This window comes from Aliiglaciecola litoralis (assembly GCF_039523355.1).
In the GTDB taxonomy this organism is placed as follows: Bacteria; Pseudomonadota; Gammaproteobacteria; order Enterobacterales; family Alteromonadaceae; genus Aliiglaciecola; species Aliiglaciecola litoralis.
In genome coordinates, this window is record NZ_BAAAFD010000001.1 from 214,659 (window position 1) to 239,310 (window position 24,652).

A 24,652-nucleotide genomic window follows, 5' to 3' on the forward strand; every position below is an offset into this window, starting at 1 on the left:
CTTTTACTCAGCTATTTAACTTTATTAGGCCTATTGGAGGTTTTTATGGATCAAGATCGTTATGTTCAGGTAGGCAGTCAGCCGTCGGTACTGGAGACCAATAAGGTTCTTCGTAATACCTATATGCTGCTCGCCATGACACTAGCATTTAGTGCTGTGTGCGCAGGCATTACCATGTCAATGAATATGGGCCAAGGTATGGCATTAGGAATGTCATTAACGGCGTTAGTGATGATTTTCTTTTTAAACAAAGTGGCTAACAGCTCCATGGGCATTTTGTTCGTGTTTGCCTTTACCGGTTTATTAGGTGGATCGCTTGGGCCAATGCTCAATGCTTACTTAGCCTTCCCTGGCGGCGGCGCGTTGGTAATGCAAGCTTTAGGCACAACAGCGTTGGTGTTCTTTGGTTTATCAGCCTACGTACTAACAACCAAAAAAGACTTCTCTTACATGGGCGGATTCTTAATGGTTGGTTTGATAGTGGCCATAGTTGCGTCGGTAGCCAATATTTTCATGGGTATCCCAGCTTTGTCACTGGCAATTAGTGCCGCGATTGTGTTCATTATGTCGGGACTCATCTTGTTTGATACAAGCCGCATTGTGAACGGTGGTGAAACTAATTATATTCGCGCTACTGTATCAATGTACTTAAATATCTATAACTTATTTACGTCTATCCTCCACTTGCTTGGCGCATTTGGCGGCGACGATTAATAATATCTGATATGCTAAAACACCTCAGCAACGCTGGGGTGTTTTTTTATGTGTTGGAAACCTTATTGTGACTCAGTTTTGTATCATTATTACCTCTTCAGCGCTGGATGCCGATGGCGTTTACAGTGCGTATCGCTTTGCCCAAGCGGTAATTGACAAAGGCCATAAAATCAATGGCGTGTTCTTCTATCAATCAGGGGTAACTTTGGCCAATGGATACCAAACCTTTTTAAGTGATGAGCGCGACATGCATAAACTCTGGAGTGAATTTGCGTCACAATATGACATTCCACTACAGGTATGCGTGACCGCCGCTAACAGGCGAGGCCTTATCAGTGAGCAGGACGCTGCTGAACAATCTGAACCAAATGGCTTCAATCTTAGCCCCCCCTTTTCTTCTGTTGGTCTGGGTGAGTTGATGGTGCTACTTGAAGAATGCGACCGGAGTATTCAATTTTGACCACCCTTGCCATTGTGAATCACTGTGCGCCTTATGCCGGTCAAGCAGGACAGGAATCGACTGATTTAGCCCTAGCGGCTGGCAGTTTTGGTCAGCAAGTGAGTGTGTTTTTTGTCAACGACGGCGTGTTTCAGTTGATAGCGCAACAAACGCCCGAACAATTACAAAGAAAGCATTTTACCAAAAGCTTCGGTGCCTTCGAGTTTTATGACATCGAACATATTTATGTGTGTCGGACTAGTCTTGAAAAACGTGGTTTATCAGTAACTGAATTAGCAGTAGAGGTCACTGTACTTGACTCAACAACCTTTAATCACACGCTACTTCAGCACCAACATATTGTGAACATGACATGATCTTGCATAAATTTACCGGCAGTCCTTTTACGTCCACACAAATAGCTGACGCGTTGGATAAAATAAGCACTCAAGATAGCGTTATTCTCACGCTCGAAGCGGTGTATGCCTGTTTGCAGCCTGAATTGCTAAATAGTATTCTCAATACGACAAGCAAGCTCTATTTTATCGCCGATGACCTTGTCGCCAGAGGGTTAATCTTAACCAATGAACGGGCCTACGTAATTGACTATCACCAATTTGTATCTTTAGTAGAGCAACACCACAACGTAATGTCATGGCAGTAAACTAAATTATGGAATACTTCATAGAATTTGACGGTCGTAAGATCGAAACCGATAAAGCCGGTTATTTACTCTCCGTTGATGACTGGCAGCCTGAGCTGGCCCCCGTAATAGCGCAATTAGAAAACATTGAGCTAAATGATGATCGCTGGCAAGTGGTTAATTTTGTTAGACAATTTTATTTGGAATTCAATACCAGTCCAGCAATCCGCGCACTGGTTAAAGCCATGGCACAAAAATACGGGCCTGAAAAGGGTAATAGTCGCTATTTACAACGACTATTTCCTAAAGGCCCAGCCAAACAAGCCACCAAAATAGCGGGGTTACCTAAGCCGGCTAAGTGCCTTTAGAAAGTCGTATAACTACTTTCACGCCCATCTACCGACGGGAAAACCAAACACCATCTTAAAACATAAAGGCAGCGTTTTTAGCGCTGCCTTTCGTTATGTATTTTGCCGTTGGGATTTAAGCGAAAATACGCTCAACTCCTTGCATGTAAGGCACTAGGGCCTCTGGAATGGTGACTGAACCATCCGCTTGTTGGTAGTTCTCAAGAATAGCCACTAAGGTACGCCCTACTGCGAGCCCAGAGCCATTTAGCGTATGCAATAATTCTGGCTTGTTGGTTTCAGGGTTACGATATCGTGCTTGCATGCGTCGTGCTTGAAAGTCGAGCATGTTAGAGCACGAGGAGATTTCACGATAGGTATTTTGCGCCGGTAGCCACACTTCTAAATCGTATGTCTTACAAGCGCCGAAGCCCATATCGCCGGTACATAGCAGCATCTTGCGATATGGCAAACCTAGTAGCTGTAATACCTTCTCAGCATGCCCAGTAAGCTCTTCTAATGCATCAAAAGACGACTCAGGCTTCACCAGTTGCACTAATTCCACTTTATCAAACTGGTGGTTACGGATAAGGCCTTTGGTATCTCGACCATAAGAGCCCGCTTCACTGCGAAAACACGGAGTGTGCGCGGTCATTTTTAAAGGTAAGTCATCGGCACTGAATATTTCATCACGCGCAATATTAGTCAGTGGCACTTCAGCAGTGGGAACCAACGATAGTCCCTGTCCTTCTTCGGTAGCTGGCATGGTGTGGAAGGAGTCTTCTTTAAATTTAGGAAACTGTCCCGTACCGTACATGCTCGCTTCATTGACCAAATAAGGTACGTACATTTCGGTGTAGCCATGTTGGGTGGTATGCAGATCCAACATAAATTGCGCTAGGGCACGATTAAGACGGGCAACTTGCCCGCGCATCACGACGAATCGAGAGCCCGATAATTTAGCACCGGTTTCGAAGTCCAGACCTTTATCAATGGCTTCACCCACATCGACGTGATCTTTCACCTCAAAATCAAATTCCCGTGGCGTACCCCAACGGCTGATTTCAACATTTTGTTCTTCATCTTTACCCACAGGCACTGAATCGTGCGGTAAGTTAGGAATACCGTTTGAAAAGGCTTCTATTTTCTCAAGTAGCTGTGTTAACTCAGCTTTGGCGTCATCTAAATCCTGACCCAACTGCCCTACTTCAGCCAATAAAGGCGCAATATCCTGACCTGCGGCTTTTGCTTTACCAATGGATTTAGAGCGAACGTTACGTTCGTTCTGCAACTCTTGAGTTTTCACCTGTAAAGACTTACGGCGTTCCTCTAATTCATTGTAAGCATCAACATCTAGGGCGTATCCCCGTTTGTCCAATTTGGCTGCGGTGAGCGCTATATCATTGCGTAAAAATTTTGGATCTAACATGTGTGAATTATCAACCTTTGACCAATTGCATTCCAAACCACGCTGCAAAAATGCAACAGGCTAAATTTAAAACCATATTGAGGATCCCTTTAAACCAAAACCCTTGCTGAAGTAACAGCAAGGTATCAACCGAAAACGTTGAAAAGGTTGTCAGAGCACCAAGAAAACCAATGCCGACGGTAGTGCGCCACAGCACAATCTCGATTTGTCCGTGCTCAATGAGCGAATAGACCAGTCCTAAACAAAACGACCCTATGACATTGACCAGTAGTGTACCAAAAGGAAAGCCTTTGCCAAACCACTGCAGCATCATTTGCGATAGAAAAAATCGCAAGCAAGCTCCGGCAGCACCGCCAATAGCAATATAAGCGTAAATCGTGAAACTAGCGTTCATGGTGCTTCCTGTTATTAGTTGCATTTGCATCTAACTCACGAAGGTAATCTAGTTTAGCTTTAATCTTTTTCTCAAGGCCACGTTCTACCGGTTGATAATATTGCCTGTCAGCTAGCGCTTCCGGTAGATAGGACTCGCCAGCGGCATAGGCGCCAGGTTCGTTGTGAGCGTAGCGATATTCTCTACCGTAGCCTAAATCGGCCATAAGTTCAGTGGGGGCATTACGCAAATGATGGGGGACACCATGATCAGGCTCATCTTTGGCATCTTTTATCGCCGCCTTAAATGCGCTGTAAACAGCATTACTTTTCGCAGCACAAGCGCAATAAACCGTTGCTTGGGCTATGGCTCGTTCTCCTTCTGCTGCGCCAACGCGATGAAAGATATCCCATGCATTCAAACATACTTGCATGGCTCTGGGATCCGCATTGCCAATATCTTCGGTCGCAATGGCCAAAAGTCGTCTTGCTAAGGTTAAGGGATCGGCACCTGCGGTGATCATTCTGGCGTACCAATACAATGCCGCATCGGGCGATGATCCTCGTACCGATTTATGAAAGGCAGATAACATGTCGTAGAATTGGTCGCCGCCTTTATCAAACTGAGAAACTTTATCTCCCACCGCCTGACTGACATTTGCCAAGGTGATCACGCTATCTTCGGTAAAATCAGCACTTAGCTCGAGGTAGTTTAACAACTTACGCGCATCTCCAGCGGCAAGTTGAATTAGTCGCTGTCGAGCATCATCGTCAATGGTTAACTTACGTTCCCCCAAACCACGTTTATCATCACTAAGCGCAGTCTCTAATACCTGTTGTAGATCGCCTTCTACCAAAGGTTGTAAAAGATAAACCCGAGCTCGTGATAACAATGCGTTGTTAAGCTCAAATGAGGGATTCTCAGTGGTCGCGCCAATGAACACCACAGTGCCATCTTCGATAAAGGGTAAAAAGGCATCTTGCTGAGATTTATTGAATCGGTGTACCTCATCGACAAACAAAATGGTGCGCTTGCTTCGCATCGCCGCTTGCTGCTTAGCCATTTCAATTGCCGCACGGATCTCTTTTACCCCAGAGGTCACCGCTGAAATACGTTCTATGTGGGCATCGCAATGACTCGCCACCAACTCAGCTAAGGTCGTTTTCCCTGTGCCCGGAGGCCCCCACAGGATCATTGAATGACATTGGCCTTTTTCCAAGGCTTTTGTGAGGGGTTTATCCGGTCCAACAATATGCTGTTGTCCGAAGTAGTCTTGAATGTGCCTTGGACGCATACGCGCGGCCAATGGTTCAAATGACGGAGTGTCGCCTAAGTCTAATTCCATTTTTAGCGCTGATCGTCCAACTCAAAACCATCGGGTACGCTAAACACGAAAATCTCGTTGCCAATAGGTCGATTCTGCCTGATATCGCTAAAGGTTAATTGACTTACTTGTTGTTGGCGGTCAGTAAATGAAAGCTGAGTCAGTTGATTTTGTTGGTCGAAATACAGTGCCAATTGCGCTATCTGTGATTCAGGTTGCTTAGCCGTCACCATAAAATGATCTTGATGATAAGTGACGGTAAAATCCGACCAACTTTGATTATTTGGATCCGTTAATAACACCACCGGATTACTTGCCACCGATTGCGATTGCTGTACCGCTGTCACTTGTTCAACAAATGGATCTGAATACCACAAGGTTTCACCGTCAGCCACCAACAGGTTTTCATCCGGCTCATTGACTTGCCAGATCATCAAGTTCGGTTGTTTCAGGGTCAATTCACCCACCGATTCTTGAACTAACTCACCTTGTCCGTCTGTTACTTTTTGGGTAAAACTCGCATTAAAGGTTTTCAACTGTTGTAGCTTTACTTTCAGCTGCTTAGTAGCCAAGTTCAAAGTACTTTCGCTAGTTGACGTTGCCTCAGTTGAGGGGCTTTGCATTACCGCCATAACTGGATTACACAACGATGCAATCAGCAGCAGACTTAAATAACTGGTTTTGTTCATTTTTAATCCTTAGGTGGCGGAGGAGCCAACACTTCACGAGTACCATTATGTCCCGCAGCACTTACGACGCCACTTTGCTCCATTTGTTCCACTAAACGTGCAGCGCGATTGTAACCAATTCTGAATTTACGTTGCACACTCGACACTGAAGCCCGTCTTGACTCGGTTACGAAAGACACGGCTTCATCGTAAAAGGCATCATATTCTTGGTCGCCACCCTCAGGTTGTTCACCTGGCAATAACACTTCACTGCCGGAGTCACCACTTAAAATCTCTTCGATATAATCCGGTTCACCGCGTTTCTTCCAGTCGGCCACGACTGCATGCACTTCGTGATCATCCACAAAGGCACCATGGACTCGGGTGGGTACGCCAGTACCTGGCGGCAAATACAACATGTCTCCCATGCCAAGCAATGACTCAGCTCCTTGCTGATCCAAAATGGTTCTTGAATCAATTTTGGAAGACACTTGGAATGCAATTCGAGTAGGAATATTGGCTTTAATCAAACCGGTAATAACATCCACTGAAGGACGCTGAGTAGCAAGCACTAAGTGAATTCCCGCGGCTCGCGCTTTTTGCGCAATACGGGCAATGAGTTCTTCCACTTTTTTGCCAACAATCATCATCATATCGGCGAATTCATCGACCACGACGACGATAGCTGGTAGTTTTTCTAAATCTGGCGCAACGGTTTCCATGCTTTCTTCAAAACGCCACAGAGGATCTTTAATGGGATTTCCTTCTGCAATGGCTTTTTTCACTTTAGCGTTATAGCCTTTTAGGTTTCTTACCCCTAAAGCTGACATCAAGCGATAACGACGTTCCATCTCGCCCACACACCAACGCAATGCATTAGCGGCTTCTTTCATGTCGGTAACCACTTCAGCTAACAAGTGCGGAATCCCTTCATACACGGATAATTCCAGCATTTTAGGGTCTATCATGATCATACGCACATCTTCAGGAGACGACTTATACAACAAACTTAGGATCATGACATTCACGCCAACCGATTTACCTGAGCCTGTGGTACCTGCTACGAGTAAGTGCGGCATTTTGGCTAAATCTACCACCACAGGCTTACCGGATATGTCGGCACCTAGCACCATGGTAAGTGCCGAATCATTGCCTTGGAATGCCTGACACTCAATCACTTCACTAAGACGCACCATCTCGCGATTTTTATTCGGTAGTTCCAACCCTATTACCGATTTACCCGGGATCACCTCGACTACCCGCACCGATAATGCTGACATGGCTCGCGCTAAATCTTTTGCTAAACCGGTAATACGGCTAACTTTTACGCCCGGCGCTAAATCTAATTCAAACCGCGTAATAACAGGCCCTGGATAGACGCCAACCACTTTAGCTTCAATATTAAAATCGAGGAGCTTCTCTTCTACCAAGCGAGACACGCCATCAAGCTCTTCCTGTGTAATGGGGTTTTTAACCTTGTCTGCTCTGTCTAATAACTCAAAAGACGGTAACGGCCCTTGTGATGGGTCTTGTGTTTGCTGGTCTTTTTCATCAACTCGTTTTGTTTCTACTTTATATGTTGGTGGCTGTGCAGTGTCTGTTTGGCTAAAGACAGGTTCAACCGGTTCTTTTTGAGCCACCGCTTCTGGTTGTTTCTTACCAATAATTTTGTTTTTCAACTCAGACACAGACAAAATACTGGGCTTGCTGGGTTGTTCTTGTTTATCAAACACTTCATCTGGTATGTCAAAACTGGGTTCTTGAGCGCGCTGGGACTGTTGATCAACCGCTTTGAAAGTGGTTATTTCCACGTCAGTGCTTTGTCGTTCAGATGAGGGTTTAAATCCAAGGCGTGCAATCGGACTTTGCTGAATACGCTTCGGGGCTTTGTACACTAATATTCCTGCAGCGATACCCAGTTCACCGATTTTATCAACAACCGTAAGCAGCGAAATACCAGATACCAAGGTAATACCTGTGAGTAAAAAACACAGCAATAATAAGGTTGTACCAACTAAGCTAAAGTGAGGAATGAGTGAGCTACTGACAATATCGCCCATCATCCCACCGGCGGAAAAATGAAAAATATCGTCAAAGTTAATGCTCAGCAGACCGGAAATACCAACCAAAAATAAAATGGAGCCAATAATCCGCAGACCGATTGTCAAATAATCAATGTCATCTAGTTTTTTTGAGGTTTGGAATAAAAACCAGCCCGTAAAAGCAATTAAAAACGGCAATACATAAGCAAAGCGGCCAAAACTAAAAAACAGTACATCGGCAAACCAAGCGCCCATGGGACCTACCCAGTTATAAATACTGCCTTGGAAACCGGCTTGACTCCAACTTGGGTCTGCGGCGTTAAATGAGGCTAAAGCCAGCAAAATAAAGAATGCAAAGGCACAGGATATAATCATGCCCACTTCCATTATTCGCTGTATCCCTGTTAGTCGTGCCATCGTTGTATTTTCGTCATCAAAATTGCTTATTATTATGGTCATACCTTACCAGTCAGAGGGTGAAAATCCTAGCAAATGGGCCCCTCATTAGTGCTTTTTTAATGCCAATCACTTTAGATTGATTTTTATTTGAGCAGTGTGCTTAACCTCTTCCATTACCACGTAGGTTCTTGACTCACTTACTCCAGGCAGTCTCAATAATGTATCGCCTAATAATTTACGATAACTCAACATATCGGCGACTCGCGCCTTGAGTAAAAAATCGAAATTACCTGAGACTAAATGGCATTCTTGAATATCATCATGTTTTCTCACCGCAGCAGAAAATTCTTCAAATATGTCGACACTGGTTTTAGTTAAAGTTATTTCGACAAACACGAGCATGGCAGCGCCCAGCATATTCGGGTTTAATCTAGCATGATACCCCGTGATATAGCCCTGTTGCTCCAATCGCTTAACCCTTTCTAAGCAAGGGCTAGGACTCAAGCCCACTTGCTTTGAAAGCTCTACGTTAGAGAGTTTCCCGTCTTTTTGTAGCGCGATTAATATATTCCGATCAATTCTGTCTAAGTGCTTTGGAGTCTTTATTAACATTATATAATTCTGCCAAAATGCTTTTTATCAGCATTATATTCTTTTACCGATAAAAATACAGCACAACACTTCATTAAATGTCACCTATACTTCCGCTTTATTTTTCCCTCTGATGAAGGTTTATAGGCATGCTAATTGGGGTACCAAAAGAAATTAAAAATCACGAGTATCGTGTTGGATTAACACCTGCTGCGGTAAAAGAATTCACGATGCATGGTCATGATGTGTTAATTGAGGACAATGCAGGACTTGCTATTGGCTTCGATAACGATCAGTACATCAGCGCCGGCGCCTCTATTGTGGATTCTGCTGAAGAGATTTTTGCTCGCGCAGAAATGATTGTTAAGGTTAAAGAGCCACAGCCTGACGAATGTAAAATGCTGCGCGAAGGACAAACACTTTATACCTATTTACACCTTGCTCCTGATCCTAAGCAAACAGAATTGTTGGTTGCTTCAGGCGCCACTTGTATTGCCTATGAGACAGTCACAGATAGTCGCAATGGTTTACCTCTTCTAGCACCAATGAGCGAAGTTGCTGGACGTATGTCAGTGCAAGCCGGTGCGCATTACCTTGAAAAAGCACACGGTGGCAGCGGCACGTTATTGGGCGGTGTACCCGGTGTTGCACCTGGTAAAGTATTGGTGATTGGTGGCGGTGTTGTTGGAACTAATGCGGCAAAAATGGCGATTGGCATGGGCGCTGACGTAACCATTCTAGACCGTTCATTACCACGTCTACGAGAACTAGATGACATCTTTGCTAACCAAATCAAAACCGTGTATTCAACTATCGATGCTATCGATTACTATTCTTCAAAGGCAGATCTCGTCATAGGTGCGGTACTTGTGCCTGGTGCTGCAGCGCCTAAGCTACTGACCAGAGAGCATATTGCCAACATGAAAGAAGGCTCTGTGGTAGTTGATGTGGCAATCGATCAAGGGGGTTGTTTTGCCACCTCAAAAGCCACCACGCATCAGGATCCAGTTTACGTGGTTGACGGTGTGGTGCATTACTGCGTGGCAAACATGCCAGGTGGTGTAGCACGTACCTCTACCATGGCATTGAATAACGCTACCCTACCCTTCGGTCTCGCGTTAGCCAATAAAGGTCCAATGCAAGCGATGCTTGATGATCCACATTTGCTCAACGGACTCAATGTACATAAAGGTAAAGTGACCTACAAAGCCGTAGTAGATGCGCTAGGTGAACAACTTGGTTTGGAATACATGGATGCCAAAGCGGCAATCCAAATGTAATTTGAGCTGGTTTTCGATTTAATCATTAAAAGAGCTGCCTTGTGCAGCTCTTTTTGTATCAGTTGAATTTCCTGAATTAAGACTTAATTAGTGTCGACTTGGCTTATCTCCTAACTAATAACCTGCCAATGTACTTGCCTTGTTAACTAATCAGGACAATATCACACTAAATAATGTATAAAACCAGTAAACCGCAATACCCATTTGGACTGTAAAAGCAGTAAACCGCAATGTGACGACCAGCGAACTTAATGACGCTAAATGAAACAATGACTGAATTATTCGAGCCGCTAGAAACAAGAATGCCAATTCGTCTGTGACACTAGTATTGGACGTAACAATGGCGACCAGCATCAGACCACCAAAAATAGGCAAACCCTCGATGCAATTTGCGTGTGCTCTGGCTAACCTTTGCATAAAAGCGGATAGATTTGAGTTGTTTGGGTTAAAACCGTTAGGAGCTACTTGTTTAAAGATAACCATCTTTGAACGAATCGCTTCCATTAAAACTAATAAAAACAGCGCCCAGCCAATAAATCCCATCAACGTAATTAGTGTCGGTGTATACATTTTATTTCCTTCGCATTTTAATTACGGAGTTGCCTTAATTTGAAACAAAACTCCCTTTGCTGTTGGCTCGTTAAAAGTCCCCAATGTACCGCTTAATTATTAGCATCAAGGTGTGATGTAGAATTTCAATGACTATAGAGTGTGGTTAAATTAACGAAAAGTTATTAAACGTCAACGCGTAGCGAATAGCAAGATTGTAAGGAGTAACAAAAGACGGTTAATGAGATCCCCGCTAACGACATGCGGGGATGACACCACACCCCGTCATCCCGGCAACGCTCTTTTGGGCGCACGCAGTGCCGGGATCTTCCTGACTCCTGTTTGTATTGAATGACATCAGACTTTTGAGGAGTTCCCAGCTAACTGCATGCGGGGATGACAAAGAGGCAACATGCGAGGATGACAAAAGGCGACATGCGGGAAGGACGAAAAGGCGACATGCGGGAAGGACGAAAAGGCAACGCATTAACCCTGTATTTTTTAAAGTACTCCGTACCTAGCCTTAACTCAATCAACGCCGCTGCAATTCAGCGTCTATTGCGGCAATAGCTTCTAATGCATCAATATTTTGTTCTGCAAATTCGTCGGGAACTGTGGCTAGATTACTAGCCCATTCAGTTAAATGCAGTTTGATATCAGGATGACTAATAATCGACTTGATAATTTGAAATGCATCTTCATTACTGACCCCTTCGGGGCAATCAAGTGAATATGTCTCAACCCCACGAACATAGGTATAGCAATGCTCCCAGTAATATCTCTGCGCGGCATAGGGGATCAATTGTCTAATGCGATTACGATAAATCGGTTTATCATCAAAAATAACGGCATTACCTTCGTTTTGGGCGAGTATGGCTTCGACACGCTCATTAATAGTGCGATTGCGGGGCAACCCAAGTCGGCGCATTTCATCGTAGATTGAGCGGCTTATACGGGTATCTTGCCATTGTGATGCATGCATAAAGTCAACAAGCACCATCCAGCAATCTGGCTCACAGTCAACTTCATTAGATAATACCGCTAAAGATCTGATGGCTGCTTCAGTTACTTGTTGATAAGCATTAGCCTTCCAATAAGTCGCATCAATCCCTATTTTAATTTCATTTTTTAATTCGTTAAGTAACTGTACTTCCTTGTCGTTAAAAGTTTGCGATTCATTCCAATTGGCGACTTGAATACCTATAAATACTCCGAACACGACGATAATAAAATCAATAAATACCGCAAACCAATTTTCTTTTTGGATATGCACTTTAATGCGACGGAAGATCATAACTCGCCTGTATTGAAGTCACATTGAGCACTGTTTGTTTCAAGTAACTCAAGTAGCAAGATCGCCCGTTGACGTAATTCGTCCAGAACGGTCATGTAATAAAAACTAAACAAGCGATAGGACGACATCGCGGCGGAGAGCGTTTGATTTGTTCGGATCCTCTCAAGGGTTTCTTCCTCGGATAAATGACCTGCTATAGAAATCCCAGCGTCATGCTGAGTGCGAATAAGTTCAGTGCGAAATAATAACAAACGTTCTTCAAATAACCGTACTTCCTTGTATTGTGCGTAGTAAGACTGGATACATGGCCATGGCTTCAACTTGCCTATCAGTCTAGCATTACCAGAATTGACCAGCGAGATATAGGCTGGACGGTCATCATCGAGGAAACGTGTATACGTTGAGGCGTTTATCAAATATTGAATTGAGTCTTCCTCAATTGACACGGCAGGAAAGCTTACTTCTCGCTCAGGATTGTAGAATGTATTTACGAGTGCAATGTCCGACTTTTCTAGTAATACAGATAGTGCAGCGAGGCGCCATTGCGAGGTTTTATAACTCGTATTTATATCAATTATATCGGCGCGAATATCCCTCGTGAGCTGCTCCATATAGCGATTGGAAAGTTCATTTTCAGCAAGAGACTCGTTCCAGTTGGCAACTTGAATACCAATAAAGACGCCAACTACAACAATCATAAAATCAATTAGCACAGCTAACCAGTTTTGTTCTTTGATGTGATTTGTGATTGAACGCAGCAACATTAGGCTTTGGCACGCAATTGAGAGATTACATTTTTTTCGCAAATCAATTGATTAACCAACAAGGAGTAACCAAAAGCGCAATCAATAAGTTCAGTGCAGCACTTCCTTCGTTCCTTTAGCATTCTACTCACTATACTTGCCTGTATGATTTATGAACTACTACGAGCTTGCCCTGTTTTTGATTGTGTTACAAATATAATATTCAATAAGAGACGTTGGATTCAAAAGTGTGGGATGACAAAGAGGCAACATGCGGGGATGACAAAGAGTAAACATGCGGGTTTGACAACGCCCCCCGTCATCCTCGCGGTGCTTTATAACGCGATAGAATCGTTAATTTCTTGTAGCGCCTGCATCGGGTTGTTTGCTTGCGTAATCGGCCTGCCAATGACCATATAACTCACCCCTGCAAGAATGGCGTCAGGCGGGGTCATGATGCGTTTTTGATCACCTTGTTGTGAGCCAACAGGTCTGATTCCAGGGGTAACTAGCAAAAATTCACTATTATGTTGTTTTCGAAGTACCGGCGCTTCTTGCGCTGAGCACACCACACCATCGAGGCCACTTTGCTGCGCCATGTTCGCCAGTTTAAGTACATGTTGTTCAGGTGTGCTACTAATGCCAATACTACTTAATTGTGCTTGATCCATACTGGTAAGCACCGTAACCGCAATTAATTTAGGCGGTTGTTTAAGGCGTGCCAAGGCTGTACTGGCTTTTTCCATCATCTCTGGACCTCCAGAGGCATGTACATTGACCATCCACACCCCTAAATCAGCTGCCGCGAGGCACGCTTTAGCAACGGTATTAGGAATATCATGGAATTTCAAATCTAGAAACACGTCGAAGTCTCGACGTACTAGCTCTTTGACAAAATCAGGACCAAAGTAGGTAAACATTTCCTTGCCGACTTTCAACTTGCATTGAGACCGGTCTAATTGACTAACTAAATCAAGGGCTTGACGCTTATCGTCAAAATCCAATGCAACTATGACTTTCGCATCACTCATAGTGAACTTATTCTCCGTCTAAACCTTTGATGGGTTTTACTGAACCCCATTTTTTACAAGAAGGACATAACCAGTGGATCTGGCGTCCGGCAAAGCCACAGCTCAAACAGCGGTATTTAGGACGCATTTTTATTTGCTCTTCAACCAACCCTTTAACCATGGTTAAACTTTCTTTGGTTTTATCATCGACTTCATCTTCAATGAAAAAGCCCATTAAGGTCTTAAAGCCCTTCATGGTGGGTGTCTTCGATAGCTGTTCAAACAGCACATTTTCGGCAACATCGGTGCTTTCTTTCTTAGCCAGTATTTTTACTTTTGCTAAATACGCAGCCGCACATTGTTGCCAATATTGCTCTAATATGGCTTCTAATTGCTCATCATTGCCCAGCTTTTCAGCGCAGACTTCAAGCATAGGCACCGCTTCACTAAACCAGCTAATATCTCTTACAGGTACTTCTTTTAGATAATCAATCGCTTGCTGGTATTGCTGTTGTTTTATCGCGAGGTCACCTGATATCAACCAAGGTCTAACTGCATGTTCATCCGCCAAAACGGCTTTTTGCAAGGATTTTTCCGCGGAGTCGAAATCTTCCGCTTTAATAAACTTCATCGCCTGCTCACAATAAAAATGTGAGATGCGATTGCACAATTCTTCACTGTCTCCGTGACAGTTCATCATGCGCTCACCCAGTTCAATCGCCCTATCCCATTCTTTCGTCGTTTGATAAATACTAAACAGCTGCTTTTGGGCATCTAAGAAATGTTTATCACTTTCTAGCAATTGTAGAAACGCGTTTTCGGCACGCTCTAGAAAGCCAGCCATCATGTAGTCTTTACCGAGCTCTCTAAGTGCTTGTTTATTTTGTGTGTCTGAAAGCTCTTGTTTACTTACTAAATTTTGATGTACGCGTATGGCACGATCTAACTCGCCCCTATGTCGGAAAAAGTTTCCCATGGCGATGTGGGTTTCAACCGTATCACTATCTAGGTTGATCATTTTCATTAAGGTGTCGACGGCTTTATCGGGTTGATCGGAGAGTAGGAAGTTTAAGCCTTTGTAGTAATGTCGAGAAAGAATACTGGATTGTTTGCGCTGTGCTTGACGCACACTGTTACGGCCCATGACGTAGCCATAACCTGCTGCCACTGGAAGTAATAAAAAAAGTAATTCAAGCATATAAGTTAGCTACTTTTTTCAGGATTATGGCGTTGTTTTTTAAGTCGACCTATTCGCCATTTCAGACGTAGCCACACCAAGGTAAATATCAAACTACTCAATATTGCTCCGCCTGCGAAAAATAACATTAATAATAATGATAAACGCATTTCAACGACGGACAGTAAATAGTCAAACATGACTGCTTGGTCATTCTTGGCTCCCAAGAGCGCAGCCACCAGAATGATGATAATGAAGATGACAACGAGCAAAAATACTTTCAAATTCAGTCCTTAAGCGGGCGACAATTCGACAGACTAGTCACAGATACGGATATGATACCTAAAATACCAGCATCTTGTCATCCAAACAAAAACGGCACCCAAAAATGAGTGCCGTTTTTTAAATTATATAGCTAGGTTCAATGCGTCAAGCCTTCATTTACCCGTTCACGTAGTTCTTTACCAGGCTTAAAATGTGGAACGTATTTGCCATCCAACTTAACCGTTTCTCCGGTTTTTGGGTTGCGGCCAACACGCGGTGCACGATAATGTAGTGAGAAACTACCAAAGCCACGAATTTCTATGCGGTCGCCTTTTTGTAAGGTTTGCGCCATCTGTTCGAGCATTTCTTTTATCGCCAACTCCACATCCTTTGCAGGAACATGACGGGCTTTATCGGCAAGTCTTTCAATAAGTTCAGATTTGGTCATACATACCCTCCGTTAATCAAAAACAAGTTACCGATGTGAGACTCAAGAGCAGACGCAGAGTTCACTGCGCCTGCGCATTGAAACTTACTCTTCGCCTTTCGCAGCTTTGAATGCTTCAGCAAATGCGTTAGTAAAGCCAGCGTCTTCTTGCTGATTTACTTTCTCAATCGCTTCTTTCTCGTCTGCTTGGTCTTTCGCTTTAACTGACAAGTTAACTATGCGGTTCTTACGATCTACGCCCATAAATTTGGCTTCGATGTCATCACCTACATTCGCTACTTCAGAAGCATCTTCTAAACGCTCAACAGTCAAATCGCCTACGCGAATATAACCGTCTACTTCTTCAGATAAGTTAACTGTCACGCCTTTAGCGTCTACAGCGGTAATCTTACCAGTAACGATAGCACCTTTCTTGTTATCTGTCAGATACTTATTGAACGGATCTTCTTCAATCTGCTTAACGCCTAGAGAAATACGCTCACGCTCTGGGTCAACTTGTAGTACAACTGCAGAGATTTCGTCGCCTTTCTTGTATTCACGAACAGCGTCTTCGCCAGTCTTATTCCAAGAAATGTCAGACAAGTGAACTAGTCCGTCAATGCCGCCATCCAAGCCGATGAAGATACCGAAGTCAGTGATAGATTTAATCTTACCGCTAACTTTGTCATTCTTCTCGTGGGTCTTAGCAAACTCTTCCCAAGGATTCGCTTTACACTGCTTAAGACCTAGAGAAATACGACGACGTTCTTCGTCAATTTCAAGTACCATTACTTCAACAACATCACCTAGGTTAACAACCTTAGACGGGTGGATGTTTTTGTTAGTCCAATCCATTTCTGAAACGTGAACCAAACCTTCAACGCCATCTTCGATTTCTACGAAACAACCGTAGTCAGTCAAATTGGTAACCGCACCAGAAAGCTTAGAACCTTCAGGGTAACGCTCTGCAATTTCTTGCCAAGGATCGCTGCCCATTTGCTTCATACCAAGAGATACGCGAGATTTCTCTTTGTCGAACTTCAATACTTTAACGTTGATTTCATCACCAACATTGACAATTTCACTTGGGTGCTTAACGCGTTTCCAAGCCATGTCTGTGATGTGAAGTAGACCGTCTACGCCGCCAAGATCAACGAATGCGCCGTAATCAGTAAGGTTCTTAACGATACCTTTAACTTCATGACCTTCTTCAAGGTTAGCTAAGATTTGATCGCGCTCTGCACTGCTTTCTGCTTCGATAACAGCACGACGTGAAACAACTACGTTGTTACGTTTAGCGTCAAGTTTAATAACCTTGAATTCTAATTCTTTACCTTCCAAGTGCGTTGTGTCGCGTACTGGACGTACGTCAACTAATGAACCAGGCAAGAAAGCACGCACTGTATTCACTTCAACTGTAAAGCCACCTTTCACTTTACCGTTGATCACACCAATAATGGTTTCTTTTTCTTCGTAAGCTTTTTCTAGTTCAACCCAAGCTTCGTGACGCTTAGCTTTCTCTCTAGAAAGGATAGTCTCACCAAAACCGTCTTCTACTGCGTCTAGTGCTACGTCAACCGTATCACCAATTGCCACTTCAAGTACGCCTTCAGCATTCTTGAACTGTTCAACAGGAATTGCGCTTTCAGATTTAAGACCTGCATCAACCAAAACGATGTCTTTGTCGATTGATACAATAGTACCTTTAACGATGGCACCAGGACGTGTTTCGAGTTCTTTTAAACTCTCTTCAAATAGATCAGCAAAATTTTCAATCATAGCTTACTTTAATTAATTCTTTTGTTTGTATCCACGTAAAATCCGGTTAGCGTGGGGTTATTGTTCAAAACCAGAAAGTTCCATTTCCTGGACAGTCTTACAGTGTTGCTAACAAGCCCAAAACAATTAAATTTCGACCTTGCCTTTCATAAATTCTTTAACCTTTTCAACCACTTGATTAATATTTAATTCAGTAGAATCTAGGACTAATGCATCTTCTGCTGGGACTAAAGGAGCCACCGTTCTATTGGCGTCACGCTCATCTCTGGCTTGGATGTCGGTTAAAAGGCGCGCAATGTTAACATCATGGCCCTTCTCTTTCAACTGCTTATAACGCCGCTGCGCGCGTTCTTCAGCACTAGCGGTTAGGAATATTTTGACCTCAGCATTAGGAAAAACGACCGTTCCCATATCTCTGCCGTCGGCAACCAGTCCAGGTGCTTCACGAAAGCCCCTTTGTCTGCGCAATAAGGCTTCTCGGATCCTAGGCAATGAAGCAATTTGAGAAGCGATACTACCGACCTCTTCAGTACGAATTGAATAGGTTACGTCCTCACCTTCAAGGACGATTTTGCTACCTGACTCAGTTGTTTGAAAACTGACATCAAGGTTGCTCGCCAAAGGTAACAGCGCACTTTCATCGTCTGCATCTATCTGGTGATGCATGGAAGCGATTGCGAGTACGCGATAAATTGCGCCACTGTCTAAAAAGTTCCAACCTAGCTCTGTGGCTAACTGAGTGCTTACGGTTCCTTTACCAGCACCGCTCGGTCCGTCTATGGTAATGACCGGAGATGATTGCATGCGCTCTCCTGAGCTTGTCTTGAAAAATCGGCGGGAATTATACTCGTTAAGGCATCAGAAGCAATGCAATCCATCTAATTAGACGTTAGTTATTTGTTTAAGGTAGTAATTTAGGAAGAATTTTTTAGTAAAAAACCAAGGGCTATTGAGTAATAGCCCTGTTCATCGGCAATGTTTAGTTGTTAGAGACACAAATGCTTTTAAAGCGCTGAAAAAAGTCGGGGAAGGTTTTTGCTGTGCAATCGGGATCATTGATAACCACGGCTGTATCACTCAGTGCCACCAACGCAAAACACATTGCTATGCGGTGATCATTATAGGTATCAATTTGAGCTTCTTGTAGCGACTCAGGAGCGGTTACTTCAATAAAATCATGGCCTTCAATTACCCGCGCCCCTAATTTTTTCAACTCTGTTGCCATGGCGGCAAGTCGATCGGTTTCTTTCACGCGCCAATTATATATATTGGTCATTTTAGTGGTGCCTTGGGCAAACAAGGCGGTAGTGGCGATGGTCATGGCCGCATCAGGGATATGGTTCATGTCCATATTAATGGCCGTTAACGGCGCCCCTGTCACTTCGATGAAATCGTTACCCCAAGTGATCTTGGCTCCCATGTTTTCCAGTACGTCAGCAAAGCGGATATCACCTTGAATACTCTCTGATCCAACGCCTGTCACTCTCACTGTGCCACCTTTGATAGCACCAGCCGCTAAAAAGTAGGAAGCGGATGAAGCATCACCTTCGACCAAGAATGTACCGGGAGAGCGGTATGTTTGACGACCTTTTATATTGAAGTGTTGATAATTACCATTCTCTACTGTCACGCCGAAACGTGCCATGGTATCCAAGGTAATATCAATATAAGGTTTAGAAACCAACTCACCAATAATACTAATAGTGCTGTCAGTGGTGAACAAAGGCGCGGCCATCAATATCGCGGTTAAAAACTGGCTGGACACACTGCCATCCACCTCAATTTTACCACCAGATAAGGCGGCACCGTGGATCTTAAGCGGTGGATAATCGGTATTTTTCTGATACTCGATTTGTGCGCCCACTTGGCGAAGCGCATCCACCAAAGCACCGATGGGGCGTTCTTCCATACGCGGCTCACCGGTTAATATAAAATCGCCCTGTGACACCGCTAGAGCAGCGCATAGCGGACGCATTGCCGTGCCAGCGTTACCTAAAAACAAATTCACTGGCTGTGCACAGGAAAAAGCCCCACCATTGCCTTTGACCAGACACTGGGTTTTATCCTCATTCAATTGATATTGAATGCCTAGTTTTTGCAAAGCATCAAGCATGTGACGTATATCATCACTGTCTAATAAGTTGGTTAACAGGGTGTCACCTTCAGCAAGAGCGGCTAACAGCAAGGCTCGATTTGATAGACTTTTGGAACCTGGCACATTAACCGTGCCCTGAACTTTATCGATAGGTTCTAGTCGCAGTTGTTGCATGTTCTAACCGTTCCTTTTAGCAAAATCATTCATAAAATCCACCAATGCAGTCACGCCCTCAATAGGCATGGCATTATAAATACTCGCGCGCATACCGCCGACGATGCGATGACCTTTTAATGCTTTTAATCCGGCGTGTTCCGCTTGTTGCAGAAATAACGAGTCTAAATTCGGATCGGCTAGTTGAAAAGGCACATTCATACGCGAGCGATATTGTGGATCGATACGATTGGCATAAAAATCATTATTGTCGATAGCACGGTATAGCAATTGTGCTTTTTGTTGGTTGCGCTGTTCAATTGCCTCTACACCACCTTGCGCTACCAACCACTCAAAGACTAAACCGGCAAGATACCAAGCAAAGGTAGGTGGCGTATTGTACATTGAGTCGTTCTTAGCAATCAGGTCATATTGCAATATAGACGGTGTTTCTACTCTGGCGCGATTAAGCAATGAGTCATGCACAATAACCACGGATAAGCCGGATGGGCCAATATTCTTTTGCGCGCCGGCGTAAATCACACCGTATTGCCTGACATCAATTTTACGCGACAATATAGTCGATGACATATCGGCCACCACAGGCACGCCCTCTGTTTGCGGCACCCAGTCAATCTCAAAACCATCAACCGTTTCATTCGGACAATAATGGAAATAGGCGGCTTTTGAATTCATTGTCCAAGTATCACGGCTAGGTAAGGTGATAAGCCCATTTTCTTCTATGGTGGTAGCAACTACATCGGCATTAAGGTAGTTATTGGCTTCACTTACCGCACCTTTTGACCATGAACCGGTAACTAAGTGATCGGCGCGATCGTCCTTAACTGAGAGATTGAGCGGCACAGCAGAGAACTGACCTCGCCCTCCACCGTGGGTAAATAGCACATGATAATCATCGGGCACAGCCAACAGGGCTCTCAAGTTCGCTGTCGCTTTTTGCGCAAGTTCGATAAAAGGCTTGCTGCGATGGCTCATTTCCATCACCGAACACCCCTGCCCTTGCCAGTCAATAAACTCGCTTTGAGCTTGTAGCATCACTTCTTTTGGCAGCATTGCAGGACCTGCACTAAAATTGAAGACCTCGTTTTGCATTACTTTCCTTCTCCAAAAAAAAACGAGCGGATAAACCGCTCGTTGCTCACAGAACTTACTGTGTTTTGACGTGCGTCAGTGTTTATTCAGTTGGATCTGAATCCGAATCTGATTGTGTGTCTGAAACACCTTCTTCTGCCGTTTCTACGGTTTCAACCGCAGCTTCAATTGGATTGCCATCTTCATCTAACTCAATCTCGTCAGACTCGATTTCATCAATTCGTTGTAAACCTACGACTCGCTCATCAGCACCGGTGCGTATTAAGCGCACACCTTGGGTATTACGGCCAACGGTGGAAACTTCGTCGACGCGAGTACGAACCAATGTGCCTTGGTCACTGATCAGCATGATCTCTTGACCTTCAACCACTTGCACAGCGCCAACCACAAGACCGTTTCTATCAGACACTTTGATAGAGACAACACCTTGTGTCGCACGACTCTTAGCTGGGTAGTCAGCTAGCGGCGTGCGTTTACCAAAGCCATTTTCTGTGGCCGTTAAAATAGCACCGTCATCTTTAGGTACAATCAGTGACACCACTTTTTGACCGTCTTTCAAACGAATACCACGAACACCGGTTGCGGTACGACCCATCGGTCTCAACGCTAACAGTTCTTCACCTGTTTCTGGGTCAATTTTCACTTCGCCTGTGTCTGCGTCACGTTGTTTTTCATTGAAACGAACCACTTTACCCGCATCTGAGAACAACATGATATCGCTTTGGCCGTCAGTAATATCAACACCAATCAACTCATCACCATCATTCAGATTAACCGCAATGATACCGTTGGCACGTGGACGAGAATATTGCGTTAACGCCGTTTTCTTAACCGTACCGTTGGCCGTCGCCATTAACACATACTTACCTTCTTCAAACTCTTGAATGGGTAATATAGCGGTAATACGTTCGTTCTCTTCCAAAGGTAAAATATTTACGATTGGACGACCACGGGCATTACGGCTGGCAAAAGGTAATTGATAAGTTTTAAGCCAATAGAGTCGACCGCGAGTTGAGAAGCACAATAGATGATCATGTGTGTTGGCAACGAGCAGTTTTTCGATGAAGTCTTCATTTTTCATCTTAGTTGCTGACTTACCTTTACCGCCGCGGCGTTGGGCTTCGTAATCAGACAACTTCTGATACTTAACGTAACCTTCGCGCGACAATGTCACCACTACATCTTCACGTTCGATCAAATCTTCCATATCGATATCATGGGTAGCCGCAGTGATTTCAGTACGTCTTTCATCGCCATACTCATCACGCACTTTTTCAAGCTCTTCGCGGATAACTTCCATCAATCGCGCTGGATTAGCGAGGATGTATAGCAACTCAGCAATAAAGTCTAATAGCTCTTTATATTCCGCTAAGATTTTATCGTGCTCTAAACCGGTTAGTTTATGTAAACGTAAATCAAGGATCGCTTGCGCTTGTTGCTCTGTCAGGAAGTATTCACCACTGTGGATACCAAACTGCGGCTCTAACCAATCTGGACGTGCGGCATCATCACCGGCGCGTGACAACATCTCTGCCACATCACCTAATGCCCAACCACGTGCAACCAAGGACGCTTTAGCATCACTTGGGCTTTGCGACGCTTTAATCAGCTCGATGATTTCATCGATATTAACTAATGCAATCGCCAAGCCTTCTAATATATGCGCTCTATCACGCGCTTTCTTCAACTCGTAAACCGTGCGTCGTGTAACCACTTCGCGGCGATGCAGAATGAAGGCTTCTAGCGCTTGTTTTAAATTGAAAATCTTAGGTTGGTTTTTATCCAACGCCACCATGTTAATACCAAACACGGTTTGCAATTGTGTTTGTGCATAAAGGTGGTTAAGTAAAACTTCACCTGATTCATTACGTTTAACTTCAATAACAATGCGCATACCGTCTTTATCAGACTCGTCACGCAATGCCGAAATGCCTTCTATTTTCTTTTCTTTAACCAACTCGGCGATTTTTTCAATCAATCGCGCTTTGTTCACTTGATATGGAATTTCGTGAACGATAATGGTTTCTTTACCGTTATCTTCGGTTTCAATTTCTGCGCGAGCGCGCATGTATATTTTGCCACGGCCAGTTCGGTAGGCGTCATCGATTCCTTTACGACCACTAATCAGTGCTGCCGTTGGGAAGTCTGGGCCTGGAATATGTTCCATTATCTCTTCAATGGTCATATCTGGATTGTCGATAAGCGCGATACAGCCGTTAACGACTTCCGTTAGGTTATGAGGAGGAATGTTGGTTGCCATCCCCACCGCAATACCAGATGAGCCATTCACTAATAAATTAGGGATTTTGGTCGGCAATACATCAGGAATATGCTCTGTGCCGTCATAGTTAGGTACAAAGTCGACTGTCTCTTTTTCAAGATCGGCCAATAATTCATGCGCAATCTTTGCCATTCTGACTTCGGTATAACGCATTGCAGCAGCTGAATCACCATCAACAGAACCAAAGTTCCCTTGACCATCAACCAGCATGTAACGCAATGAAAATGGCTGAGCCATACGTACAATAGTGTCGTACACAGCCGAGTCGCCGTGTGGATGGTATTTACCAATCACATCACCAACAACACGTGCAGATTTTTTATAAGGTTTATTGAAGTCGTTTTTTAACTCGTTCATCGCGAACAATACGCGGCGATGCACAGGTTTAAGTCCATCACGAACGTCTGGAAGAGCACGTCCAACAATTACACTCATAGCGTAATCGAGATAAGAGTTTTTAAGCTCTTCCTCTATATTGATGGGGAGAATTTCATTGGCATGGTCAGTCATATACAGCCTTGTCCCTAAATTATTATCTGAATCTACTTATTGACTGGCAAAATTGCACGTTCAATAGGGTTCAATTCACTTTTAATGGGTTCTTTAAATCGACTCTGGATTCTATCATCGGGAAAACAAAATGAATAGCCGTGTTCAGCTCATATAGTGTGCAATTAATCATTTTTTTAGCATATGTAGCAAAAAATGTAACAGCAACAGGGTTATAAATGTCTGGTTATCAAAAATCCATTGAGCCTATAATAAATAGAATAGGTATAAAGGAGTACAACGTGGTTGATCAAAACGTAGATAATATTGAAATAGAGAAATTTGCCGCCTTGGCGTCTCGTTGGTGGGATACTGACGGAGAATTCAAACCATTGCACGAGATCAATCCCCTACGTGCCGACTTCATCATGCAACACGCCAATGGCGTTTTTGATAAAACCCTTATTGATATTGGCTGCGGTGGCGGCATTTTAGCAGAGTATATGGCCAGACAAGGTGCCAAAGTGACCGGTATCGACATGGCCGAGGCGTCACTTGAGGTGGCTAAACTGCACGGTTTGGAAACCGGCGTTAAGGTTGACTATCAAAAAATAACCGCAGAAAGTATGGCTAACAAACATCCTCAACAATTTGATATCGTAACCTGCTTAGAGATGCTCGAGCATGTACCGGACCCCGCCGCCATAGTTCGTGCCTGCGCGGCGCTGGTTAAACCTGGTGGACATGTGTTCTTTTCAACCTTAAATCGCAATTTAAAATCCTATTTGATGGCGATTGTAGGTGCTGAGCACGTGCTTAAATTGGTGCCAAAGGGAACACATGAATACAACAAGTTTATTCAACCTTCAGAGCTGTTAAGTTGGGTTGATGACACGCCATTATTGGTAAAACACATGACCGGCTTGCATTTAAACCCGATCAGTCAGCAATATTATTTGTCTGAGCAAAATGTGGATGTGAATTATTTAGTGCACTGCCAAGCACAAGACTAATAAATTAAGGAAGTAG

At 44.0% G+C, this 24,652-nt stretch carries 25 protein-coding genes; 7 read left to right on the top strand and 18 right to left on the bottom strand.

Features of this window, described 5'->3' with window-relative positions:
• Positions 1 to 45 precede the first annotated feature (45 nt).
• The 5 genes from ABD036_RS00950 to ABD036_RS00970 all read left to right on the top strand — a co-directional run bounded on the left by ABD036_RS00950 (position 46) and on the right by ABD036_RS00970 (position 2,164).
• Positions 46 to 714 carry a Bax inhibitor-1/YccA family protein gene (locus ABD036_RS00950; protein WP_343855702.1) on the top strand — a complete coding sequence of 223 codons (669 nt, stop codon included), beginning with the start codon at positions 46 to 48 and terminating at the stop codon, positions 712 to 714.
• 67 nt (positions 715 to 781) lie between these two features.
• Positions 782 to 1,174: a sulfurtransferase complex subunit TusD gene (gene tusD / locus ABD036_RS00955; RefSeq protein WP_343855703.1), complete on the top strand. Its 393-nt coding sequence runs from the start codon at positions 782 to 784 to the stop codon at positions 1,172 to 1,174.
• On the top strand, positions 1,171 to 1,530 hold the full coding sequence (tusC, locus tag ABD036_RS00960) for a sulfurtransferase complex subunit TusC (protein ID WP_343855705.1): 360 nt from the start codon (positions 1,171 to 1,173) through the stop codon (positions 1,528 to 1,530). The genes tusD and tusC overlap by 4 nt, the downstream gene beginning before the upstream one ends.
• A complete protein-coding gene (tusB, locus tag ABD036_RS00965; RefSeq protein ID WP_343855706.1) occupies positions 1,527 to 1,817 on the top strand; it encodes a sulfurtransferase complex subunit TusB in 291 nt (96 codons plus the stop codon). Before tusC ends, tusB begins: the two co-directional genes overlap by 4 nt.
• Before the next feature lie 8 nt (positions 1,818 to 1,825).
• Entirely contained in the window at positions 1,826 to 2,164 is a 339-nt protein-coding gene (locus ABD036_RS00970; protein WP_343855707.1) for a TusE/DsrC/DsvC family sulfur relay protein, read from the top strand.
• A 115-nt stretch (positions 2,165 to 2,279) separates the two neighbouring features.
• Here ABD036_RS00970 and serS read toward each other — a convergent pair whose 3' ends face one another.
• The 6 genes from serS to lrp form a co-directional block, all read right to left on the bottom strand.
• Positions 2,280 to 3,572 (bottom strand): serine--tRNA ligase, encoded by a 1,293-nt coding sequence (gene serS / locus ABD036_RS00975; protein WP_343855710.1) that lies wholly within the window; start codon positions 3,570 to 3,572, stop codon positions 2,280 to 2,282.
• 10 nt (positions 3,573 to 3,582) lie between these two features.
• Positions 3,583 to 3,966, bottom strand: a complete 384-nt coding sequence (crcB, locus tag ABD036_RS00980) for a fluoride efflux transporter CrcB (RefSeq protein WP_343855713.1) — start codon at positions 3,964 to 3,966, stop codon at positions 3,583 to 3,585.
• A complete protein-coding gene (locus ABD036_RS00985) occupies positions 3,956 to 5,290 on the bottom strand; it encodes a replication-associated recombination protein A (protein ID WP_343855715.1) in 1,335 nt (444 codons plus the stop codon). The genes crcB and ABD036_RS00985 overlap by 11 nt, the downstream gene beginning before the upstream one ends.
• A 2-nt stretch (positions 5,291 to 5,292) precedes the next feature.
• The gene (gene lolA / locus ABD036_RS00990) at positions 5,293 to 5,958 is read right to left on the bottom strand and encodes an outer membrane lipoprotein periplasmic chaperone LolA (protein WP_343855717.1); all 666 of its coding nucleotides are present in this window, start codon (positions 5,956 to 5,958) and stop codon (positions 5,293 to 5,295) included.
• Positions 5,959 to 5,960: 2 nt separating this feature from the next.
• Positions 5,961 to 8,396 carry a DNA translocase FtsK gene (locus ABD036_RS00995; RefSeq protein ID WP_343856533.1) on the bottom strand — a complete coding sequence of 812 codons (2,436 nt, stop codon included), beginning with the start codon at positions 8,394 to 8,396 and terminating at the stop codon, positions 5,961 to 5,963.
• Between the two features lie 108 nt (positions 8,397 to 8,504).
• Positions 8,505 to 8,990, bottom strand: coding sequence for a leucine-responsive transcriptional regulator Lrp (gene lrp, locus ABD036_RS01000; RefSeq protein ID WP_343855718.1), 486 nt, complete (start codon positions 8,988 to 8,990; stop codon positions 8,505 to 8,507).
• Positions 8,991 to 9,118: 128 nt separating this feature from the next.
• Between lrp and ald the strand changes: the two genes are divergently transcribed.
• On the top strand, positions 9,119 to 10,249 hold the full coding sequence (gene ald / locus ABD036_RS01005; RefSeq protein ID WP_343855720.1) for an alanine dehydrogenase: 1,131 nt from the start codon (positions 9,119 to 9,121) through the stop codon (positions 10,247 to 10,249).
• 150 nt (positions 10,250 to 10,399) lie between these two features.
• Here ald and ABD036_RS01010 read toward each other — a convergent pair whose 3' ends face one another.
• The 12 genes from ABD036_RS01010 to gyrA form a co-directional block, all read right to left on the bottom strand.
• Positions 10,400 to 10,819 carry an MAPEG family protein gene (locus tag ABD036_RS01010; RefSeq protein WP_343855722.1) on the bottom strand — a complete coding sequence of 140 codons (420 nt, stop codon included), beginning with the start codon at positions 10,817 to 10,819 and terminating at the stop codon, positions 10,400 to 10,402.
• 511 nt (positions 10,820 to 11,330) lie between these two features.
• Positions 11,331 to 12,092 (bottom strand): hypothetical protein, encoded by a 762-nt coding sequence (locus ABD036_RS01015; protein WP_343855723.1) that lies wholly within the window; start codon positions 12,090 to 12,092, stop codon positions 11,331 to 11,333.
• On the bottom strand, positions 12,089 to 12,856 hold the full coding sequence (locus ABD036_RS01020; protein ID WP_343855725.1) for a DUF6090 family protein: 768 nt from the start codon (positions 12,854 to 12,856) through the stop codon (positions 12,089 to 12,091). Before ABD036_RS01020 ends, ABD036_RS01015 begins: the two co-directional genes overlap by 4 nt.
• 314 nt (positions 12,857 to 13,170) lie before the next feature.
• Positions 13,171 to 13,866, bottom strand: a complete 696-nt coding sequence (gene pyrF / locus ABD036_RS01025) for an orotidine-5'-phosphate decarboxylase (protein ID WP_343855728.1) — start codon at positions 13,864 to 13,866, stop codon at positions 13,171 to 13,173.
• Between the two features lie 7 nt (positions 13,867 to 13,873).
• Positions 13,874 to 15,043: a lipopolysaccharide assembly protein LapB gene (gene lapB / locus ABD036_RS01030; RefSeq protein ID WP_343855731.1), complete on the bottom strand. Its 1,170-nt coding sequence runs from the start codon at positions 15,041 to 15,043 to the stop codon at positions 13,874 to 13,876.
• A gap of 5 nt (positions 15,044 to 15,048) precedes the next feature.
• On the bottom strand, positions 15,049 to 15,306 hold the full coding sequence (locus ABD036_RS01035) for a lipopolysaccharide assembly protein LapA domain-containing protein (RefSeq protein WP_343855733.1): 258 nt from the start codon (positions 15,304 to 15,306) through the stop codon (positions 15,049 to 15,051).
• A gap of 137 nt (positions 15,307 to 15,443) precedes the next feature.
• A complete protein-coding gene (ihfB, locus tag ABD036_RS01040) occupies positions 15,444 to 15,734 on the bottom strand; it encodes an integration host factor subunit beta (protein ID WP_343855735.1) in 291 nt (96 codons plus the stop codon).
• An 84-nt stretch (positions 15,735 to 15,818) separates the two neighbouring features.
• Complete coding sequence (gene rpsA / locus ABD036_RS01045; protein WP_343855737.1) at positions 15,819 to 17,492, bottom strand: 30S ribosomal protein S1; 1,674 nt, start codon at positions 17,490 to 17,492, stop codon at positions 15,819 to 15,821.
• A 126-nt stretch (positions 17,493 to 17,618) separates the two neighbouring features.
• The gene (gene cmk / locus ABD036_RS01050) at positions 17,619 to 18,296 is read right to left on the bottom strand and encodes a (d)CMP kinase (RefSeq protein ID WP_343855738.1); all 678 of its coding nucleotides are present in this window, start codon (positions 18,294 to 18,296) and stop codon (positions 17,619 to 17,621) included.
• Between the two features lie 175 nt (positions 18,297 to 18,471).
• Positions 18,472 to 19,761: a 3-phosphoshikimate 1-carboxyvinyltransferase gene (aroA, locus tag ABD036_RS01055; protein ID WP_343855740.1), complete on the bottom strand. Its 1,290-nt coding sequence runs from the start codon at positions 19,759 to 19,761 to the stop codon at positions 18,472 to 18,474.
• 3 nt (positions 19,762 to 19,764) lie between these two features.
• The gene (gene serC, locus ABD036_RS01060; RefSeq protein WP_343855741.1) at positions 19,765 to 20,853 is read right to left on the bottom strand and encodes a 3-phosphoserine/phosphohydroxythreonine transaminase; all 1,089 of its coding nucleotides are present in this window, start codon (positions 20,851 to 20,853) and stop codon (positions 19,765 to 19,767) included.
• 82 nt (positions 20,854 to 20,935) lie between these two features.
• The gene (gyrA, locus tag ABD036_RS01065) at positions 20,936 to 23,644 is read right to left on the bottom strand and encodes a DNA topoisomerase (ATP-hydrolyzing) subunit A (RefSeq protein WP_343855743.1); all 2,709 of its coding nucleotides are present in this window, start codon (positions 23,642 to 23,644) and stop codon (positions 20,936 to 20,938) included.
• 281 nt (positions 23,645 to 23,925) lie between these two features.
• Between gyrA and ubiG the strand changes: the two genes are divergently transcribed.
• Positions 23,926 to 24,636, top strand: coding sequence for a bifunctional 2-polyprenyl-6-hydroxyphenol methylase/3-demethylubiquinol 3-O-methyltransferase UbiG (gene ubiG / locus ABD036_RS01070; protein ID WP_343855745.1), 711 nt, complete (start codon positions 23,926 to 23,928; stop codon positions 24,634 to 24,636).
• Positions 24,637 to 24,652: the final 16 nt, after the last annotated feature.

What these genes read in the sequence shown, in the direction of transcription:
- ABD036_RS01020 (WP_343855725.1), bottom strand. Translation starts at nt 12,856, where the DNA reads ATGTTGCTGCGTTCAATCACAAATCACATCAAAGAACAAAACTGGTTA.
- lolA (WP_343855717.1), bottom strand. Translation starts at nt 5,958, where the DNA reads ATGAACAAAACCAGTTATTTAAGTCTGCTGCTGATTGCATCGTTGTGT.
- ABD036_RS00970 (WP_343855707.1), top strand. Translation starts at nt 1,826, where the DNA reads ATGGAATACTTCATAGAATTTGACGGTCGTAAGATCGAAACCGATAAA.
- crcB (WP_343855713.1), bottom strand. Translation starts at nt 3,966, where the DNA reads ATGAACGCTAGTTTCACGATTTACGCTTATATTGCTATTGGCGGTGCT.
- pyrF (WP_343855728.1), bottom strand. Translation starts at nt 13,866, where the DNA reads ATGAGTGATGCGAAAGTCATAGTTGCATTGGATTTTGACGATAAGCGT.
- ABD036_RS00995 (WP_343856533.1), bottom strand. Translation starts at nt 8,396, where the DNA reads ATGGCACGACTAACAGGGATACAGCGAATAATGGAAGTGGGCATGATT.
- cmk (WP_343855738.1), bottom strand. Translation starts at nt 18,296, where the DNA reads ATGCAATCATCTCCGGTCATTACCATAGACGGACCGAGCGGTGCTGGT.
- ihfB (WP_343855735.1), bottom strand. Translation starts at nt 15,734, where the DNA reads ATGACCAAATCTGAACTTATTGAAAGACTTGCCGATAAAGCCCGTCAT.
- serS (WP_343855710.1), bottom strand. Translation starts at nt 3,572, where the DNA reads ATGTTAGATCCAAAATTTTTACGCAATGATATAGCGCTCACCGCAGCC.
- ald (WP_343855720.1), top strand. Translation starts at nt 9,119, where the DNA reads ATGCTAATTGGGGTACCAAAAGAAATTAAAAATCACGAGTATCGTGTT.
- ABD036_RS01015 (WP_343855723.1), bottom strand. Translation starts at nt 12,092, where the DNA reads ATGATCTTCCGTCGCATTAAAGTGCATATCCAAAAAGAAAATTGGTTT.
- lapB (WP_343855731.1), bottom strand. Translation starts at nt 15,043, where the DNA reads ATGCTTGAATTACTTTTTTTATTACTTCCAGTGGCAGCAGGTTATGGC.
- tusB (WP_343855706.1), top strand. Translation starts at nt 1,527, where the DNA reads ATGATCTTGCATAAATTTACCGGCAGTCCTTTTACGTCCACACAAATA.
- aroA (WP_343855740.1), bottom strand. Translation starts at nt 19,761, where the DNA reads ATGCAACAACTGCGACTAGAACCTATCGATAAAGTTCAGGGCACGGTT.
- ABD036_RS01010 (WP_343855722.1), bottom strand. Translation starts at nt 10,819, where the DNA reads ATGTATACACCGACACTAATTACGTTGATGGGATTTATTGGCTGGGCG.
- serC (WP_343855741.1), bottom strand. Translation starts at nt 20,853, where the DNA reads ATGCAAAACGAGGTCTTCAATTTTAGTGCAGGTCCTGCAATGCTGCCA.
- rpsA (WP_343855737.1), bottom strand. Translation starts at nt 17,492, where the DNA reads ATGATTGAAAATTTTGCTGATCTATTTGAAGAGAGTTTAAAAGAACTC.
- ABD036_RS00985 (WP_343855715.1), bottom strand. Translation starts at nt 5,290, where the DNA reads ATGGAATTAGACTTAGGCGACACTCCGTCATTTGAACCATTGGCCGCG.
- ABD036_RS00950 (WP_343855702.1), top strand. Translation starts at nt 46, where the DNA reads ATGGATCAAGATCGTTATGTTCAGGTAGGCAGTCAGCCGTCGGTACTG.
- gyrA (WP_343855743.1), bottom strand. Translation starts at nt 23,644, where the DNA reads ATGACTGACCATGCCAATGAAATTCTCCCCATCAATATAGAGGAAGAG.
- lrp (WP_343855718.1), bottom strand. Translation starts at nt 8,990, where the DNA reads ATGTTAATAAAGACTCCAAAGCACTTAGACAGAATTGATCGGAATATA.